Origin of the sequence: Beggiatoa leptomitoformis, from assembly GCF_001305575.3 — a bacterium.
GTDB classification, from domain to species: Bacteria; Pseudomonadota; Gammaproteobacteria; order Beggiatoales; family Beggiatoaceae; genus Beggiatoa; species Beggiatoa leptomitoformis.
In genome coordinates this window covers 922,977-941,681 of record NZ_CP012373.2, presented here as the reverse complement: position 1 = coordinate 941,681, position 18,705 = coordinate 922,977, and the positions used below count along the sequence as shown (strand labels likewise).

The following is an 18,705-nucleotide window of genomic DNA, read 5'->3' as shown; positions in this document are numbered from 1 at the left end:
CGCCTATTCAATAATCATTGAGTCAAGAATATAGATATTTGACTATAATGAACAAAAAACGGGGTAATAATGCAACCCGTTTTTTATTTCTCTGATACTTCACTTTATACGTAAATAACCCATAAAAATGACAGAAATAGTCCATTCTATCGCCCCTAGAGAAGCGTGGCGATTACTTGAAGAAAACCCAAAAGCCATTTTGATTGATGTTCGTGCAGAAATGGAATATTTATGGATAGGACATCCAAAAGGGGCAATTCATATTCCTTGGATTGATGAGCCTGATTGGACAGTAAATCCTCACTTTGCCGCTGAAGTTCGCAAACTGTTGTTAGGTGGAGTAATTACTGACCATGATGATGTAGAACATCCCATTGATAGCATTCCTATTTTATTAATTTGTCGTAGCGGAAATCGCTCTTTAGAGGCCGGTAAAGAATTGGTAAGAAAAGGGTTTTCAAATGTTTATAATGTGATAGAAGGATTTGAAGGACCATTAGACCATGAGCATCATCGCAGCACCATCAGCGGTTGGCGATTTCATGGCTTACCTTGGGAACAGATTTAGATTTTTTCTTTAACCTTTTAGTGTTACACACGGTTTTTGTCTTTTTTGTCTGAATCTGTATTAACAGGCGAAAAAGACAAAAAACGCGCCCTCATTTCTTATAATTAATGGGGTTTAATTTGGATAATATTTAATCAAGAAAAATGTTTTGTCCTTTCTTCTTCATTCAACATAACTTTTTTGAATGACATAAATTCCAGAAAATAAGTGCTCATCCCCCGCTGTTCAAAGTTCCCTCCAATTCAGCTACACTCTATTTTTTAACTATTTTTCGGTTTTAGCGATAATATGCCTCTTACTAATGCTCCTTTTCCCGCTTTGCGGATGCGTAGAATGCGTCGTGATGAATTTTCTCGTCGTTTAATGCGAGAACATCACTTAACAACGGATGATTTGATTTATCCCTTATTTATCATGGAAGGACAACAACAGCGGGTTGCGATTCCCTCCATGCCTGAGCAATATCGTTTAAGTATTGATGAACTTCTTAAAGAAGCCGAACAATTAGTCCAGCTCAATATTCCTGCAATCGCCTTATTCCCTGTTATTACGCCCGATAAAAAATCATTGAATGCCGCCGAATCTTATAACCCCGACGGTTTAGTTCCGCGTGCCGTCAGGTGTTTAAAACAAGCCTTTCCTCAATTAGGTATCATCACCGATATAGCCCTAGACCCTTACACAACACATGGGCAAGACGGCTTGATTGATGCGTCAGGGTATGTCATGAATGATGAAACCACCCACGTATTGATTCAACAAGCACTGTCACATGCAGAAGCTGGTGTAGATATTGTCGCGCCCTCTGACATGATGGATGGACGCATTGGTGAAATTCGTTATGCGTTTGAATCCTCAGAATTTAAACACACACGCATCATGGCTTATTCGGCAAAATATGCGTCTAGTTTTTATGGCCCTTTTCGTGATGCCGTTGGTTCATCGGGTGCATTAGGTAAAGGAAATAAACATACCTATCAAATGGATATTGCTAATAGTGATGAAGCCTTACGTGAAGTTGCTTTAGATATACAAGAAGGTGCTGATATGGTGATGGTAAAACCCGCAATGCCTTATTTAGATATTGTTCGTCGGGTTAAAACAGAGCTGCGTGTACCTACGTTTGCGTATCAAGTCAGTGGTGAATATGCCATGTTAAAAGCGGCAGCACAAAACGGCTGGCTAGATGAACAATCAGTGATGTTGGAATCACTCATTGCTTGTAAACGAGCGGGAGCAGACGGCATTTTGACCTATTTTGCAAAGCAAGCCGCCCTTTATTTGCAACAAAAGTAATATTTTTCAAGTTAGAGGTGTGTTAGCCACACACCTTACTGATGTTAGAACTTACAAACGCAATACGCTGGGTTTATTGCGTCAGCTCCAATTGTGACTTGATATTTTTAAAGTGAAAAAATTATGTTAGCAACACAAGAAATAATGCTAAGAGAACATGCGTTGTTCCGTCATTTAAACAAAAAATTAGTTGAACGGATTTTATCCATCAGTAGCATTCGTCATCTTAAAAAGGGCGAAGTTTTATTTGTAAAAGACGAAGCGGGTGATGCACTTTATGGCGTGTTAGCAGGACGTATTCGAATCAGTAATCGTTCTTTGGAAGGGCAAGAACTGATTTTAAAAATCATGGAGAAAAGTGATATCTTCGGAGAAATTGCCCTGTTAGACGGTAGCCCACGCACAGCCGATGCAGTCGCATCAGAAGACAGTCAATTACTGATGATTCGTCATCGTGATTTTACCTTGTTGTTACAACAAGAACCGATGTTAGCATTACAAATGATAAGATTACTCTGCGAACGTGTTAGACAAAGCAATGAATATATTGAAGACCTCACTTTTTTAGACATATCTCGTCGGCTTGCAAAACACCTACTTAATGCGTCTCGAGAAGGCGAGAAAATGGATGAAGGTATTCGTTTACCGCTACTTTCACACGATGAACTCGCACAACGCTTAGGTACAACCCGTACAGAAGTGACTAAACAATTACATTATTGGCGGGACAACGGTTGGCTATTACTGGAAAAAGGACAGATAACTTTGTGTGATGCGCGAGCGTTACAAAAGTTCATTAACAGCCGTGCAGATATGTGGTAATCCAAATAGATTAAAACACTAACAGAAGAAAACGACGAAGGGGATTAGGACAACAGAAGGTTTTGCAGATAAAGATGGTGGCCAGAGTCGGAATCGAACCAACGACACGGGGATTTTCAGTCCCCTGCTCTACCGACTGAGCTATCTGGCCACACGGTTTGAAGGCACGTATTAAACACCTAATCAGTCTCTTTGTCAAGCAGTCATCATAAATAAAGCAGATATTGCCAAACGAACCGCCAGACTAACAGGTGCAATAGCGTTTGCACCTGAGTAATTAAGCATACAATATACTAATTTTTAATAAAATCCTGCCTGCATACAACCCTCTTTATCGCCTGCTAAGATAATCTTACCGCTAATACTGTGTTGAAAACTACTTGCCCACCATGCGGACAGCGGTTCGGGTAAAGGGCCACGATAAAATTCAATCCCTTCTTTGGTTAAACCAATATAATAAGGGCTGACTTTTGCTGTGTTGCGGTCTGCATAAGTTGGAATATTCGCAACTTGAAAAATGAGTCCGATGGTATCGACACTACTATTTGGAAAACGCAAGAAGCGAACCACAGGCGCGCCCGAATAATTAATACTTTTACCCTCGTTATCCACATAGCCTAAACGGCTATCAAACATCATATAGCCACTATTCCACGAATGTCCCCCGTCCACCGACAATGCAGAACGAATTGACCATTTCCAAGCAGGGCGGGTTTTAAAATCCCACCACGAATAAACCCGCTCAGGGGTTAAATCAACCTGCTCATAAAAAACCGCCATTAAATTATCAACCGCAATAATCGCAGGCATACCAAATCGTTGATAAGGCTCATTTTCTGTAACAACAACGGGGGCTGACCATGACAAGCCTAAATCATCCGAGCGTTGTAATAAAATAACTTGTTCATTTTCATAAGCATGGTCAGCCGTTGCTGACACTTCTGACGCATACGTAATGAACAAAGTTTCATTACCGCTCGCGTTATAACCGTCGTGTGAAACCCACAAACTGGGTTCATAGACACCCACATCACTCACCGTACTCCCATCATCACTTTCCCCATTGGTCAAATTCCCCATATTTTCACCAAAGGCTTGTGAACGGAATTGCCATGTTTTGCCCTTATCCGTACTTTGAATAACATCAATATGAGAATTTATCCCTTCCCACGCACGCAATGCCAATAAAATGGTTTCAGGACGACTGCCTTTTGCCTTTAAAACGGTCAAGTAAGCATTACTAAAATTCGCAGGCGGGTTATAAGCAGCAATCACCACCTCCTCCCAAACTAACAAATTTTTGTCACCCCGAAAAATAACAATGGCCTGTCCGCCTTGTCCTTGTTCATTGACAATATAGCGGTCTGCAGACATCAACACACTCCCATCAGACAACTCCGCAAAACGCGGATAATGTCCATCTACAGTGACACCCGTTGTCGTTGTGAACAAACATTCAGCAGACACAATGAGCGAAAAACATAAGCAATAACTGCTAATTAAATATTTAACACCAAAACGTAACATTTTAATTCTCGATAAAAAATTAGTAACTAGTTAGTATATAAAGTAAATTACTGTCTGTATAATTTCAAGGGAAGATAGACTAGAAAAATAAATAGTCAACCAAATTACCAACCCATTTTAAGCTACCATGCTTAAACCACCCCGTTTTCTCATTCCTCAATTTCTACAATAAGATGTGAAATAAACCGTCAATAAATCATCTGAGTTATTGCATAACTTCAAAAAAAATACTACCTTACATGAAAAATAACCTGTTAGGCATAAAAATATGCAAAGATTGATTCAAACATTTAATGATGGCAGCACTGTTGCCTTTGACAGTGGACGCTTTGATGATTGGTGCGTTTATTTACACCGTCCTGCTCAACGGCGTTATGCACCATCAGATACATACTATTTTGCAAGATTGCAAATATTAGGAAAATTATATGGTTTTCAATCTTTATATGATGATTATATAGCGATTTATGAAAAAACAAATGCACAAATTAACCCTGATGTGCTATCCCTAATATTACAATTAACAGAAAAATATCAAGTAGATAGTTTAGAAATTGCGATTTGGTTTACCGTTATTTATGCGGGTATGGTTGCTGAAGAAAATAAACAGGGGGCTATTCTCAAGAAAAGAATTAAACGCTTAGGAATGCACCAAACACTTATAGAACAAATAGCACCAAACATTGCGGCTAATTATAGTCGGGGAAAAAAATGGCGAGAATTAGATGTACTATGCAAAGAAAAGGGGTTTTAGAATGATTGATATTACCCAATTGAGATTTTTTACCACTTGTCTATTACTGGCTATCTTATCCGTTGCAAAGGCTAGCGAAATCAGTATAGACGACACTTATACAGAAATTTATAATGTACAACAAGAATTAAACATTATAAAACAATATCTTAAAATAGATAAAGAAATTATACCACCACAAGTTACCCTACAAGTTGTTCCACGCCTCACGTGGCAAAAAACCTACCAAATACTTTTCAAACTAGATCATATCCATGAAAAATATAATTTACCACGATTGAATATTCCTTCTCGAGAACCTGAAAAGGACGTATCAACAGCGGTTATTTATGAACAAGTTTGTCGTATTCGGACAGAACTATTTTTGTTAAAGCGCGTTTTTGATATAAAAACAGAAATCCCCCCACCGCCTGTTTTTACCAAAAAAACCCAGTTGGATAATTACAACGCGCTGAATCAAATACTTTATGAATTAGACGCATTCACTGGCACAAGCTTCTTACCGTCTCACGTTTTCGGGCAAGCAATGCGTATTCATTACGATATTGATGCCCTGTTGTATGCCTTAGAATTAACGGATAGTACCTTGCCACCCCCTAAAAAAGATAACGTTCTTCCAGTCGATGTTTTCAATGCAGGATTAACACTCATTAAAGAAATGCAAGAAATTCAAACCCATTTGAACATAAACAAAATAAACCTTAATATCAATGTTTATCAAAGAAACTCTATTCAACAAATTACACCGACAGAAACCTTTGGAATGACAGGTTTTGTCCTTGCGGAATTACAAGTTATTAAAGCCTATTTAGGATTAACCAATGTCATTACACCTGTTGCACAGATTTATCAAGGAAAAATCCCAGCAGATACACTACAAATTTTAGAATGGAATATTGCACGAATACGATTGATAAGTAAGGCAATTAAACAGTTGTAAAGAAAAATTGTCCGAATTGGTATTTTCGGAATTAAACCATCCGCAAAAATCGTGCAATATCTTTTAAAACAGTAATATCTGGTTTATTTCTAACATTGATAGTGACAAAATCGTAAGCTTGATTTGGCACTATCATAAACTCAAGCCGATGAGCCGCGTTTTAACTGCCTTACCCAAAAACGTTGTGGCGCAAGGGCTTCTAAAACCCGCTGCGAAAGCGGTAACGGCTCATGGTTTAACAAACTCGCTATTATTTCTGCACCAAATAAAGCCGACAATAAACCGCGCGAACCATGCGCTAGATTTACATATAAACCTTGATGATACACAGGCGCGGTATAACAAGATGCTCGTTTACCCTGTTGTAAATCTGCGTAATTTTGCATAAATAGCGCATAATCAGGTAATGCTCCAATTAATGGCAAATGGTCAAGACTGCTACAACGGACAGCACTGCGTGCAGAAACAAACGAACCAATACTGGCTGCGACATCAGGTAATACCGCCCGCAACTTAGCCAAATTCGCTTGATTATCCGCAGCCGAAATAAACGCACGACTGGCGTTCACATCATAACTTGCTCCCACAACATGCTGTGCTTGCCATGCAGGCGTTATAAAACCGTCATAACAAACAGCGGTTGCTAATGTTTGGCTCGTCATTGTTGATGCTACATAGCTCACCTGTCCGCGTACTGTTTGTAAAGGCAACGCCTGAGCATACGGTAAGGCTTGAAAACCACTCGCATTAGTAAAAATAACCGTTGGCGCGTGTGCCAATAGCTGCCCTTCGGCATCCAGCACTTGCCACCCCTCTGTTGTCCGCTGTAAATTGGCAACATAACTATTTAATTTTAATTGGACATCTGCCTGTTGGCGGGCTTTGTTTAAAAGTTGCTGACAAACGGTCGCCGTTGCAACCCAACCCGCTTGCGGGAAAAATAAACCTGCTTGTGTCAGTTCTACACCCGCTAATAATCGTGCTTGTGTTGCTGATACACACTGAACAAATGCAGGCGGGAGTTGCAAGGTTTGTACAATTTTCTCAAAACGCATTTGTGCCGTTACATCACCTGCTAACTGTAAAACCCCACAGGCTTCAAAAACAAAGGCTTGTTTATTTAACTGCTGTAAAAGATACCTTGCGTATTGATAAGCGGTAAGATAAAACTGGGTTGGTAAATCATCCCAACTTGCAGAAAGTAAAGGATATAAAATTCCTTGCCGATTGCCTGAGCCACCCAAAGCAATTTCCGCTTGCGCCTCAAGCAAGGTGCAATGCCAACCCCGTTGACTCAGTGCTTGCGCGGTTGCTGTTCCTGCTAATCCCGCGCCGATGATAACGGCATGGTGTTTATCCGTCGTTAAAGCGGGGTAGCGAAACCATGCGGGCATGGTGGATTTTGTAGATAGTATTGGTTGTTTTGGATTAGGGGCATGACCGCAAAGCATTTCCCGTTTATCCGCAAAACCCGCAACTTTATTGACGCAAAACCCGACTGCTTGCAATCCACGCCGAACTGAACCCGCAGCGGTAAAGGTGCTAAAACTGGCATCTGCTCGGCTTAAGCGTTGCATTTGCTCAAACAAGCTGGCTTGCCACATACTTGGATTTTTTGCGGGGGAAAAACCATCTAAATACCACGCATCCACCAATCCTGTTTCCGTATTGGCATATAAACTAGGCAACAATTCGTTTACATCCCCTAAACCCAGCGTTAAAACGACCCGACCATTTGCAAAAGAAAAACGATGCCAGCCATAAATTGCCAGTGGGTAAACAGCTAATAATTCATCGCGATAAGTAGTAAGACTTGTCCATTTTGCCAATGAACGGGTTATGTCAACTTGCGATAAAGGAAATTGCTCTACAGAAATAAAATGTAAAATACCGTTTGTATCAGAACACTGTTGCAAAAAAGCTTGCCATGTAGCTAAAAAATTCAAGCCTGTTCCAAATCCTGTTTCTGCAATCACAAACGGGCGAGTGGTAAAATCATGGGTTAGCCAACGTTTATATAGTTGATTATGCAATAAAAAAATAAACTCAGTTTCTGCTAATCCCCCTTGTTGTGCGTAGTAGATATCTTGAAATTGAGGGGTATAAGGATTTTCGTCCGCATCCCATTGAATAATTGCGTTGTATAATTGTTTGTTCACAGAAAGATTTTTATAATGTCCCATATTTGCTGTACAACTATCCGACTTAGCTAACGAATGAAAACACCTGAACAGACTCATATTTTATTGATTAGCAATGATGAAATAACACGACAATCAATCACTACGCTGTTGCAAAATAATCATTATCAGATTCACGCGATAGAAAAAGACCAACCTATTTTAGAACAATTTATCCAGCAATTACCTGATTTAGTTCTATTAGATATTTTACCATCGAAAGAAAACGATATAACTATTTGTAATCACATAAAATCCACTCAGAAAACAGCACATATTCCCATTATTTTGCTCATGACAGATGATGAAAATAGTGCGTTTATTCAAACAGAAATAAATTTAAATGCAGATGATTTTGTTGTAAAACCAATTAAATCATGGGAGTTATTGGCTCGCTTACAAAAACAACTGGCATCAACAATGCCATACAGGTTGCTTCAACAAATTAATCATGACCGCAAAGCCTTATTACATTTATTATGTCATGACCTTTCTACACCATTAAGCGCAATTGTTTCATTATTAAGTGTAAATCTTTCTTATGACATGTTTATGCGTATGCAGCATGTTTTATTTACCGCCGCACAAAATGGATTGCAGTTAATTGATAATGTAAGAGAAATTCGTGAGTTGCAAGAAAGAGAAGTTCATCTATCGGCTGTTTCTGTAAAAGAAGCCATTAAAACCGCGATGTTTTTACAACAAGCTAATTTAAATCAGAAAAAAATTACTCTTGATTTACAGGTTGATGAGCATTTATATGTTATGGTTGAAAATTTTTCTTTTACAAAACAGGTTATAAATTACATATTAAACAATGCAATTAAATTTTCTTACCCTAATACGCAAATCGTGATTCAGGCCTATTCACTCAATGATTATATTGTTGCATTAAACATTCATGACTATGGGATGGGGATGTCAGAAAAACTTTGCCAACATCTTTTTGATTTGAGCAAAACCACTACACGAGCGGGAACAGCAGGAGAAGTTGGGGCAGGTTGCGCTTTGCCGTTGGTTGCACGACTGATTAATGCTTATGGGGGAACGGTTCATATTCAGTCGCAAGTGAATACACAACAAGACAAAAATGGTGGAACAACTGTCAGTTTACAACTTGTAAAAGCTGTATAGCATTGTTTAAAAAAGAATTAATCTATTTGGTGTTTTTAACTTTACATCTAAGTTTGCAAATCGTCTTGTTGCGTAATTGCCAATAACGCCTGCCAATCTTCTGCATGAACAATTTCAGTTTTATCGTCGTTAATAATAACGATGACTCCTTCCATTGTAGGTTCAGGCAACAAACGAATAAAATCTTGTGCCAATCCTAATGTATCAAATACAACGTGTTTATTACCCGCTTCGCATACAGGGCGAGCAACTTTGTCGGCTTGAGCAATGTGCCAGAGGGAAAAGGTCATTTTTGGGTTATAGCGCGAGGATTATGAGTATTTGAGCCTGAAATTTTCAGCTATTTCAACAATTTTTGTCACAACATTGTTATTTCTAGCTTGTTCATGCGCATCAGGCTGAAGCATCATGATTAATCATAGCCAGTCTTTATAATCCACTGATGATAAAAAATATAGAGATTATTTGTTCTATCATGCTATCTATGCAGTGTTTTTTATCACATGTTTTACGAGGGGCGAACTTGTCGCCCCGATAATCTTAGCTTGCGTAAAATGATTCTAACGCATGATAAAAACGTTGTTCTAATTTGAGCGCGTCATCGCCCGCCGTTGCACCGCTTAAGTGCCATGCGCGTTCAATTTCTTGCACTTCTGCGAATTTATCTGTACGTGCTTGTGCTTCACCACTCATTACTTGTGATAAACGTGCAACTTGATACGCCATACGTGCTTCTGCGGCTTCAGGTGGAGAAGGCACACCTGCCAAAATTTCTAGGCGCAAACATAAAACAGATTGCGCTTGCAAAACGGCTGGGTTATAAACTTGTTCACCTGTTTTAACCATGTCGTTAGCAGTTGCAAAACGAATCGTAATAGATTGCTCTAACTGCATATTTTCCAGTGTTGCTAATGCAGCCCATTGGTTTTGTGCATCGGCAATCTGGCTGTCTATATCAATAATTTCCGCACGTTCCAGTTGAATACACAAGGCAGCTTTTTGCCGTAACAGTTGTAATTGCGCCCGTTTTTCTAAGACTAAATGGGCTTGATATTTCTGTTCCAGTTGTTTGCAAACTTTTTTGTAGCGGTCATCTAGGGTATCTTTCTGTTTTTTCGGCACTTCACCAACATCATGCCATTCTTTTTGCAGTTTTTTCAGTTGTCCGACTGCGTCTTTAAATGCTTCCCCATCTAGTTGGGTGAGGGCTTCAATTTTTTCACAGACAGCTACTTTCGCGTCGTAATGGGTTTGTAGTTCTTTCTTAAACGCATCTTGTTTTTCTTTGCGTCGTTCAAACACTATATCGCAAGCACTGCGGAAAGCTTTCCATAGTTGTCGTTCTCTGCCACGCGAGCCGGGAACGCTTACATGCCATTCTGCTTGTAGGCCTTTGACTTCATTAATGGCTTTTTCCACATCATCATAAGTTTGTGTGGCTTTGACTTTCTCAATCAGTTGTTCACGTTGTTTTTGATTGTCTTTACGCTCTTCGTCGAGATATTTCTCGATATTACCCATCATTTTTTCATAGCGGGTAGAGATGATTTTGCGGGCTTTGCGATTCGTCGGCCCTAATTGTCGCCATGCTTTGTCTATGTCACGAATGGTGTTGTAAATCTGTTTCCAGTCGGGATTGTGCCAATCTATTTGGGCGGCAAATGTTTCTAACTGGTCGCATAAGGTTTGTTTCTGTTGATAATTCTTTTCTCGTTCTTTCGCTTGTACTTCAAAATGTTCTTGGCAAGGTTTATAAGCGGTATTGCAGGCTTTATTAAACCGTTCCCACAGGGCTTGTGGATAGCCATGTGTCCCTAAACTTTTCCATTTTGCTTGGGCTTCACGAATGAGACGCGCTGTTACTTCTGGGTCATCATCAGGATTAATTGCCAGTTCTTCCATTTCTGCGCATAACTGTTCTCGCTCAACATTGTCGCCCCAACGTTCCCAGCTGTGGAGTTCACGAATTTTGGCAGAAATACCATGTAGCCGCGCTTCTAAATTTTTGTTGCGATTGAGCAATCCGGGATGTTGTTGAGCAAGGTCTTTTGCTTGTTGCTCTAGGGGCATTGCGGTGTGCAATTCGCCTGTTTCTAAAGCGGTTTCAATATCTTTAAGAATTTGCTTCAGCGTTTTTACGGCTTGCTCACGGTGTTCGTTCTGTTCTTCCATAGAGGTTTTTAACGCTTTGACAGTGTCATTGAAACGAATGTTGAGGGTTTTCAACAATTCTGGCTTGTTTTCGGGTTGGGTAACAGCTTCCCACGCGCTTTCTAATTCTTTTGTATGTTGGGCTTTTTGTGTGTCTTGTTGGTTCTTTAACAAGTTTTCGGCGCGACGCAAAATGCGTTCAAGTGCTTGGGTAACGCTGTGGAATGTTTGTGCAGTTTGCTGATATTTTTGGGCGGTTGTCAAGGCTTGTTTAAAGCGATTTTGCCACTGTTCTTCTTCTGCTTGGGGTAAACTGGTGATAGCATCCCATTGCATTTGTAGGCTGTCTAACGTTTGTGTGACATCCGTTGTTGCTGGGTCGGCTTCTAGGCTTGTAAGCAGGGCAACCAGTTGGTCATACAGGGTTTGTTTGACCTCGCGTAGTGGAATAAAGGCGGCTTCGCGTTCACGCAGTTCGGCTTGAGTTTGTTGGTAACTTTGAAAATTTTTTGTAAAGAGTTGTTCGGCTTGTTGGTAGCGGTTTATGTATGTTGGTTCTGCTTCGGTTGCAATGGTTGTCCAATCTACTTGTAAGCGTTTAAATTCTGTGTCATTGGGTTGTTCCCACGCTTTCGCTTTGAGCAGGAGTTCTAAACGGCTACAAATACGCTCGGCTTCCGCTTTAATTTTGGCAGGGCGTTCGCTGGCTTCTATTAGGACATCCAGACGTTCTCGCATGAGTTGACTGATTTTTTTATCTTTATTTCGCAGTGCTTTAAAGACACGTTCTAAGGTGGATTTTTGTGTGATTTTTTCTGCGGCAGTTGTTCTGACTTGATTGTCTGGGTCTTCAATTGCGAGGTCTCCACAGAGGCTTTCGCGGGTAACTTTGTTTAAAGCAGCTAGCCGCAATTCGGCTTCTTTACCTGTGCGGGCAAGCTGTTCTAGTAGGTTACTATCATTGAGTTGTGTTACCCATTGTAGGCGTGTAGGTAGGTCTATGCCTTCTTTACGTCCGCTTAGAAAATCTTTAAACCGTTGGCTGACAAATTCTTTAACTTCTTTGTCGGTATCGGTTTGGGCTATTTCATTGAGTAGGGTTAGGTCTTTTAATTTGCGAACAGCGGTAAGACGCACAAGAGGGGATTCGTCTTTACGTGCGATGTCGCTAATCAGCGTCAAATCAGTTAGGTCTTCAACAGCTTGTTTTCGAACCTCTGGGTTACGATGCTGCCATTTGGGTTTGATAATCTTGTCAAGAATCATGATATCCCGCGATATGTCGTTTGAGAAACGAGTAGGGTAAGTCTGAATGTAGGTTGTCATGTTCAACACATGACGGTTGGTACTCACTGAGAAGTTACAGCAGATTATTGGCTAATCTTGGCTTATTCTACCTGAATAGTATTGTAAATTGCACATCTAAGCCACAAGAACGGATAATTCTTATTGCTAAGAAAATGATATAGTCAACACTGTGCTTGTACATTATTTTTGGGTGAAAATTTACTGCTTGTGTACTTTGTTTTTGCGAATTTCATACGCTATCTTATTCGAGAATCAGTGATGATTTACTGATGAATAATCACCTTATAAATGTTTATGTTGGTGTTTATTATGACGGTTGGCGTTTTTTGGCGTGTTTAGTCATGAAGTTTCTGGGTTTAATCTATGTAAATTAATGCAGTATAAAGTTGTTACATCGAATGCACATTATCTGAACAGAAGAGAGGCAAACATTTATGGGTCGTTATGATGACGATTATGAAGGTTATGAGGATGATTCCGATGAATACGGGTCTGGGTTATACGTTTGTGATGAATGTGGTTTTCGGTTAGAAGCAGAAGCAGGTGAAGATATTGAATGCCCTGAATGCGGTTATCCGATGACGGAACAATAGACCGTTTGTAAAAGATGGATTCCCTTGTTTCAAACGGTGTTATCTGTCGTCTTTCCTTGCTTTTATAGGCGGTCTCATAGACGTTACTGCGGTTTAAGTCCCTATTAATCGTATCGAAAAAGATGTTATCTCTATGATGGGGTAACATCTTTTGCGTTAATAATTGACATAAAAGTTAATAATACAACGAAAAAATATTATACAATTCAATCTCCGTTACTTTGCGTAACAAACCTGTAATAATTTCTTAGCGTGGCGTGAAAGTGCGTAATACATGACGCAATTTAATCAACAACCACCCACAGCCTGATTGACGACTGCATGATGATTATGAAAAACACAATTTCCTTATTAGAACAAATCGACACCCCCGCTCAGTTGCGCACGCTATCAGAGGAGCAACTCCCTTTGTTAGCAGATGAATTGCGTGAATTTTTGATTAATACTGTCAGTCGCATCGGCGGGCATTTTTCCTCTAATCTCGGCACAGTAGAACTCACGATAGCATTACATTATGTTTTTAATACCCCTGATGACCGTGTGGTTTGGGATGTAGGACATCAAAGTTATCCCCATAAAATTTTAACGGGACGACGCGATAAAATGCACACGATTCGCCAACTCAATGGTTTATCAGGATTCCCCAAACGAACAGAAAGCGAATACGATACATTTGGTGTAGGACATTCCAGCACGTCTATTAGTGCTGCTTTAGGAATGGCAATTGCCGCTAAATTAGCAGGCGTTAATCGTAAAGTAATGGCTATCATAGGCGATGGCGCACTGACTGCGGGGATGGCATTTGAAGCGTTAGAACATGCGGGCGATGTGGATGCCAATTTATTAGTTATTTTAAACGATAACGATATGTCGATTTCACCCAATGTGGGTGGCTTATCAAATTATTTGGCTAAAATATTGTCTAGCCGATTCTATACGTCTGTACGCGAAGGTAGTAAACAGTTATTACAGCGGATGCCTACTGTCCGTGAACTCGCTAGGCGTGCGGAGGAACACGTTAAGGGAATGGTTATTCCGGGTACTTTGTTTGAAGAACTGGGTTTTAACTATATAGGCCCAATTGATGGACATGATTTGTCTGCCTTAATCCCCACATTACGTAATATGAAAGCCTTAGATGGCCCTCAATTCCTTCATGTTGTTACTAAAAAAGGCAAAGGTTATCCCATTGCAGAAGATAATCCATGTACTTATCACGGTGTCACTGCGTTTGACCCGAAAACAGGGAAAATGGCGAAAAAATCCGCCAGCGCGCCCAGTTATACCCAAATTTTTGGGCAATGGCTGTGTGACATGGCAACACAAGATAACAAACTTGTTGGTATTACCCCCGCTATGCGTGAAGGCTCAGGTTTAGTCGACTTCTCAGAAAAATTTCCCGACCGTTACTTTGATGTCAGTATTGCAGAACAACATAGCGTTACCCTTGCAGCAGGGCTTGCGTGTGAAGGCTATAAACCTGTTGTGGCGATTTACTCCACCTTTTTACAACGGGCTTACGACCAACTATTACACGATGTCGCCTTACAAAAACTCCCCGTTCTTTTCGCCATAGACCGCGCAGGCCTAGTCGGTGCAGATGGTGCAACCCATGCAGGCACATTTGATATTGCCTTTATGCGCTGTATCCCCAACATGGTGATTATGACCCCTGCCGATGAAAATGAATGTCGACAAATGCTTACCACTGGTTTTTTACACCAAGAAGCGCCTTGTGCTGTTCGTTATCCGCGTGGTAACGGTATCGGTATCAGTGTTGACCAAGCACTCACTGCACTCCCTATCGGTAAAGCAGAATTACGTCGCCAAGGACACAAAGTTGCACTACTCGTCTTTGGTACACTACTGCAAGTCGCCGCCGAAGCCGCAGAACAACTAGATGCAACGGTTGTTAATATGCGCTTTGTAAAACCGCTAGATAACGACATGATTTTAAACATTGCCCAACAACACGATTTAATCGTCACCATTGAAGAAGGCTGTATTATGGGGGGGGCAGGCAGTGCCGTGAGTGAATATTTACATACGCAAGCCATTGTTATTCCAGTCTTACAACTAGGCTTACCCGACAGCTTCCTTGAACATGGCACACAAGCCCAAATGTTAGCTGATTGTGGACTGGATGTAGTGGGCATTGTGCGCTCTGTCACACGCCGTCTTAGCCTCATTCAACCCGCGAATTATTTAACCAATGTCAGTGTTGTTGGGAAAAGTAAATAACAGACCGGTGCGAAAGTATTCGCACCCCTCATTAAAATACACAAGATATTGAAACAGCCCGCCATGACAACAATAAAAATACCTTATTCCCTCCCTATATAAATTGACTTGCATGAACAAACCGCTTACTTCGATTCCCGACTTATCTATTCCTGACACACAACGCTATAAAGACACGCGCCAATTAGTCATCAACAAAGTCGGCATAAAATCCATTCGCCATCCCATTTGCATCAGCGACCGCGCAAAACGTAGCCAGCCGACAATTGCAACCTTTAATATGTACGTTATGCTGTCTGCGGATAACAAAGGCACGCACATGTCACGGTTTGTTAAACTACTTAACGAATTAGAAACGCCGCTCAGTGTGGAAACCTTCCCTACACTTTTGGCAGAAATGACAAAGCGCTTAGAGGCAGAACAAGGATTTATAGAAACCCAATTTACCTACTTTGTGAACAAAGCCGCACCCATCACAGGCGTGAAAAGTTTACTTGACTACACCGTGACACTCACCGGTGATTATCAAAACGGCATTACCACACAAACCACGCAAGTGCTTGTCCCTGTTACAAGTTTATGTCCTTGTTCTAAAGAGATTTCTGAATATGGCGCACACAATCAACGCGCCCATATTACGGTTGCTGTAAAAACACAAGCAACGGTATGGATAGAAGAAATCATTGAAATGGTTGAAGCAGAAGCCTCTTCTGAATTATTTGGTTTATTAAAACGTCCTGATGAAAAAGCCGTGACAGAACGGGCGTATGAAAACCCCAAATTTGTAGAAGATGTCGTGCGCGATGTTGCTGCACGTTTAAATGCAGAATCACGGATTCTAGCGTACACCGTAGAATCAGAAAATTTTGAATCTATTCATAATCACTCAGCCTATGCACTGATTGAGCGGGATAAACGCAAATAGATTGCGTACCATCAAACAATAAACCCCATCCGCTTCGCCGTATTTTGGGGTTTATAATCAATATCATCGCGGGGCTTATTGCCTACACTCAGCAAGTCAATAAGCCTTCTTTGAAGGCGAAGAGTAAATATCTGGCTGAACGCCTCCTAACACTTTTTTAATTAAGCCTTTTCCTCTCATACTTTGGATTATCATTATGTTATAATTACGAGATTTTTATCCATCTAATAATGAACATATTATGAAAGCACACGAAACCCATTTACAACAAATCATAGGTAGAGCAGAACAACAATTTATTGTCCCCCTTTTTCAACGGACATATAGCTGGGATAAAAAAGAATGGGGTGATTTATGGGATGACTTATCAGGTTTATTTGAAGTGGATGAAGAGGGTAAACACAAAACCCATTTTCTAGGCGCAATTGTAACGATTCCCGCCAACGTAATCCCTCATGGTGTTACGCAATACTTGCTTATTGATGGTCAACAGCGTTTAACAACCTTATTTCTTTTACTAACGGTTATTCGTGATAAAACAAACGATGCCCAACTTGCAAATAAAATTCATGAACAGCAATTAGTAAATAAATTTTCTAAAAACAGTGAATTCTATCGTTTACAACCTACACAGCAAGATTGTGCCGCATTCCGAACGCTGATTGATCGAGAACCCATAACGGAAGCATTAGAAAATAGCCGAATTGTAAGATGCTACCGCTTTTTCGAGAAAAAGCTGGCTACTGTAGAAAATTTAGAAAAATTAAGTCAAATCATCAGCCATCAGCTTATCGTTGTAAGCATTGTTTTAGACCCCAATGAAAACCCTCATCTTGTCTTTGAAAGCCTAAATGCACGCGGTAAACCATTGACACAAGCCGATTTAATCCGTAACTACTTTTTTATGCGTATTGCCGTAGAAAGACAAGAAACGGTTTTTGAACATTATTGGAAACCCATGCAAGATGCACTAGGCGAAGCACTCACCGAATATATTCGCCACTACCTCATCGCAATTAAAGCCAGTAATGTGCGAAAAACGGATGTCTATATGGCATTAAAAACATGGGTTGACGATAATAAAAAAGAAATTATCGAGAGTTTAAAAGAAATCGCCTGTTATGCCAGTTATTACCATAAGATTCTTTATCCTCAAGACGAGCCTATTACAAAGATAAGACAGGCACTCACACGCATTAAACGGATTGAAGTAACCGTTGCATATCCTTTTTTATTAAAGTGTTACCATGACTATGCGCAAAAAAAGTTAAATGAAGATGAATTCTGTCAAGTTTTACATCTCATAGAAAATATAATCATCCGCCGTTCTGTTTGTAGTATTGCGAGTAATTCGCTAAATAAAATTTTCCCCTCAGTCTATCGTGATGCCTGTCGTAACTTTCCGACTGATTTTATTAAAGGTGTTGCTGAAGTATTACGCACAAAAGACTACCCAGATGACGGAAAGTTCAAAGAAGAACTAATGACCGCTAATTTTTACAGTGCGAGCGAATCGCGTGAACGTAGCAAACTAATCCTAGAATCGTTAGAAGCAAGTTATGGACATAAAGAATCCATTGATTATGAAGGATTAACTATTGAACATGTGATGCCACAGACCATAAAAGGAAGCGCGTGGCAAAAAGAACTTGGTGAAAACTGGGAAGTAACACATAGTTTATATCTACATACATTGGGTAATTTAACCCTCACCGCCTATAACGGTGAATTATCCAATAACGCGTTTTTTGAAAAGAAAAAGCTATTTGCAGATAGCCACTTAGAGCTAAATCACTATTTTGCAAATATTTCTGAATGGAATGAAGAACAGATTAAACAACGTTCAGAAATGCTTGCGGTGCGTGCATTAACGATTTGGGCGTATATTGGTAATAAACCTGCCACCACTCGCAAAAACCAAGAAATTACGGGTAGCAAACCTGTATGTTTACTGATTAAAGGGGAAATATTGCCCGTAAAACAATGGCGTGATGTTTTAGTACAAACGTTCAATTTTATTGCTAAAGAGGAAGGCGAACGGTTTGAAGAATTAGCTAACCGTTTATCTCAACTTATTTGCAAGCAAGAAAATGCAGCACGACGCAGTGAAAAGCTAATAAATGGCTATTACATAGAAGTTAATTTAAGTGCGGAACATATATATCGTCTTTGTAAACAAGCCATTGCATACCTAGACTATCCATCAGATGATTGGCAAGTTGAATTTGTTTCCTAAAAGTTTTATGAGTCCTGCCTAGATAAAAAT

The 18,705-nt window shown here is 40.1% G+C and carries 15 protein-coding genes and 1 tRNA gene; 10 read left to right on the top strand and 6 right to left on the bottom strand.

Annotated features, from left to right (window positions below):
• The first annotated feature begins 127 nt into the window (after positions 1–127).
• The 3 genes from AL038_RS03995 (at position 128) to AL038_RS03985 (ending at position 2,686) form a co-directional block, all read left to right on the top strand.
• Positions 128–568, top strand: a complete 441-nt coding sequence (locus tag AL038_RS03995; protein WP_062149360.1) for a rhodanese-like domain-containing protein — start codon at positions 128–130, stop codon at positions 566–568.
• A 288-nt stretch (positions 569–856) separates the two neighbouring features.
• On the top strand, positions 857–1,864 hold the full coding sequence (hemB, locus tag AL038_RS03990; protein ID WP_062149357.1) for a porphobilinogen synthase: 1,008 nt from the start codon (positions 857–859) through the stop codon (positions 1,862–1,864).
• Between the two features lie 123 nt (positions 1,865–1,987).
• Complete coding sequence (locus AL038_RS03985; RefSeq protein WP_062149354.1) at positions 1,988–2,686, top strand: Crp/Fnr family transcriptional regulator; 699 nt, start codon at positions 1,988–1,990, stop codon at positions 2,684–2,686.
• Between the two features lie 75 nt (positions 2,687–2,761).
• Here AL038_RS03985 and AL038_RS03980 read toward each other — a convergent pair.
• Positions 2,762–2,837, bottom strand: a tRNA-Phe gene (locus tag AL038_RS03980).
• A gap of 149 nt (positions 2,838–2,986) precedes the next feature.
• Positions 2,987–4,213: a sialidase family protein gene (locus tag AL038_RS03975; protein ID WP_062149351.1), complete on the bottom strand. Its 1,227-nt coding sequence runs from the start codon at positions 4,211–4,213 to the stop codon at positions 2,987–2,989.
• 268 nt (positions 4,214–4,481) lie between these two features.
• Here AL038_RS03975 and AL038_RS03970 point away from each other — a divergent pair, with 268 nt between their 5' ends.
• The gene (locus AL038_RS03970; protein WP_062149348.1) at positions 4,482–4,967 is read left to right on the top strand and encodes a DUF7004 family protein; all 486 of its coding nucleotides are present in this window, start codon (positions 4,482–4,484) and stop codon (positions 4,965–4,967) included.
• A gap of 1 nt (position 4,968) precedes the next feature.
• Entirely contained in the window at positions 4,969–5,907 is a 939-nt protein-coding gene (locus tag AL038_RS03965; RefSeq protein WP_062149345.1) for a hypothetical protein, read from the top strand.
• A 140-nt stretch (positions 5,908–6,047) separates the two neighbouring features.
• Here the strand turns inward: AL038_RS03965 and mnmC are convergent, their stop codons facing one another.
• Positions 6,048–8,066 (bottom strand): bifunctional tRNA (5-methylaminomethyl-2-thiouridine)(34)-methyltransferase MnmC2/FAD-dependent 5-carboxymethylaminomethyl-2-thiouridine(34) oxidoreductase MnmC1, encoded by a 2,019-nt coding sequence (gene mnmC / locus AL038_RS03960; RefSeq protein ID WP_161575422.1) that lies wholly within the window; start codon positions 8,064–8,066, stop codon positions 6,048–6,050.
• 57 nt (positions 8,067–8,123) lie between these two features.
• Between mnmC and AL038_RS03955 the strand changes: the two genes are divergently transcribed.
• Positions 8,124–9,221, top strand: a complete 1,098-nt coding sequence (locus tag AL038_RS03955) for a hybrid sensor histidine kinase/response regulator (RefSeq protein WP_062149339.1) — start codon at positions 8,124–8,126, stop codon at positions 9,219–9,221.
• Between the two features lie 47 nt (positions 9,222–9,268).
• On the opposite strand, the gene AL038_RS03950 is transcribed toward AL038_RS03955, so the two are convergent.
• From AL038_RS03950 to AL038_RS03940, 3 genes are all read right to left on the bottom strand, one after another.
• Positions 9,269–9,511, bottom strand: a complete 243-nt coding sequence (locus tag AL038_RS03950; RefSeq protein WP_062149336.1) for a hypothetical protein — start codon at positions 9,509–9,511, stop codon at positions 9,269–9,271.
• Positions 9,512–9,532: 21 nt separating this feature from the next.
• Complete coding sequence (locus AL038_RS18920) at positions 9,533–9,628, bottom strand: hypothetical protein (protein ID WP_414635103.1); 96 nt, start codon at positions 9,626–9,628, stop codon at positions 9,533–9,535.
• Between the two features lie 133 nt (positions 9,629–9,761).
• The gene (locus AL038_RS03940; protein WP_083991418.1) at positions 9,762–12,698 is read right to left on the bottom strand and encodes a DUF349 domain-containing protein; all 2,937 of its coding nucleotides are present in this window, start codon (positions 12,696–12,698) and stop codon (positions 9,762–9,764) included.
• A gap of 416 nt (positions 12,699–13,114) precedes the next feature.
• On the opposite strand from AL038_RS03940, the gene AL038_RS03935 reads away from it, so the two are divergent.
• The 4 genes from AL038_RS03935 to AL038_RS03920 all read left to right on the top strand — a co-directional run bounded on the left by AL038_RS03935 (position 13,115) and on the right by AL038_RS03920 (position 18,675).
• Positions 13,115–13,273, top strand: a complete 159-nt coding sequence (locus AL038_RS03935) for an Rpo12/RPC10 RNA polymerase subunit family protein (protein WP_161575421.1) — start codon at positions 13,115–13,117, stop codon at positions 13,271–13,273.
• 321 nt (positions 13,274–13,594) lie between these two features.
• Complete coding sequence (gene dxs, locus AL038_RS03930) at positions 13,595–15,514, top strand: 1-deoxy-D-xylulose-5-phosphate synthase (protein WP_101539100.1); 1,920 nt, start codon at positions 13,595–13,597, stop codon at positions 15,512–15,514.
• Between the two features lie 112 nt (positions 15,515–15,626).
• Positions 15,627–16,439, top strand: coding sequence for a GTP cyclohydrolase FolE2 (gene folE2 / locus AL038_RS03925; RefSeq protein ID WP_062149330.1), 813 nt, complete (start codon positions 15,627–15,629; stop codon positions 16,437–16,439).
• Between the two features lie 241 nt (positions 16,440–16,680).
• Entirely contained in the window at positions 16,681–18,675 is a 1,995-nt protein-coding gene (locus tag AL038_RS03920; RefSeq protein ID WP_062149327.1) for a DUF262 domain-containing protein, read from the top strand.
• Positions 18,676–18,705: the final 30 nt, after the last annotated feature.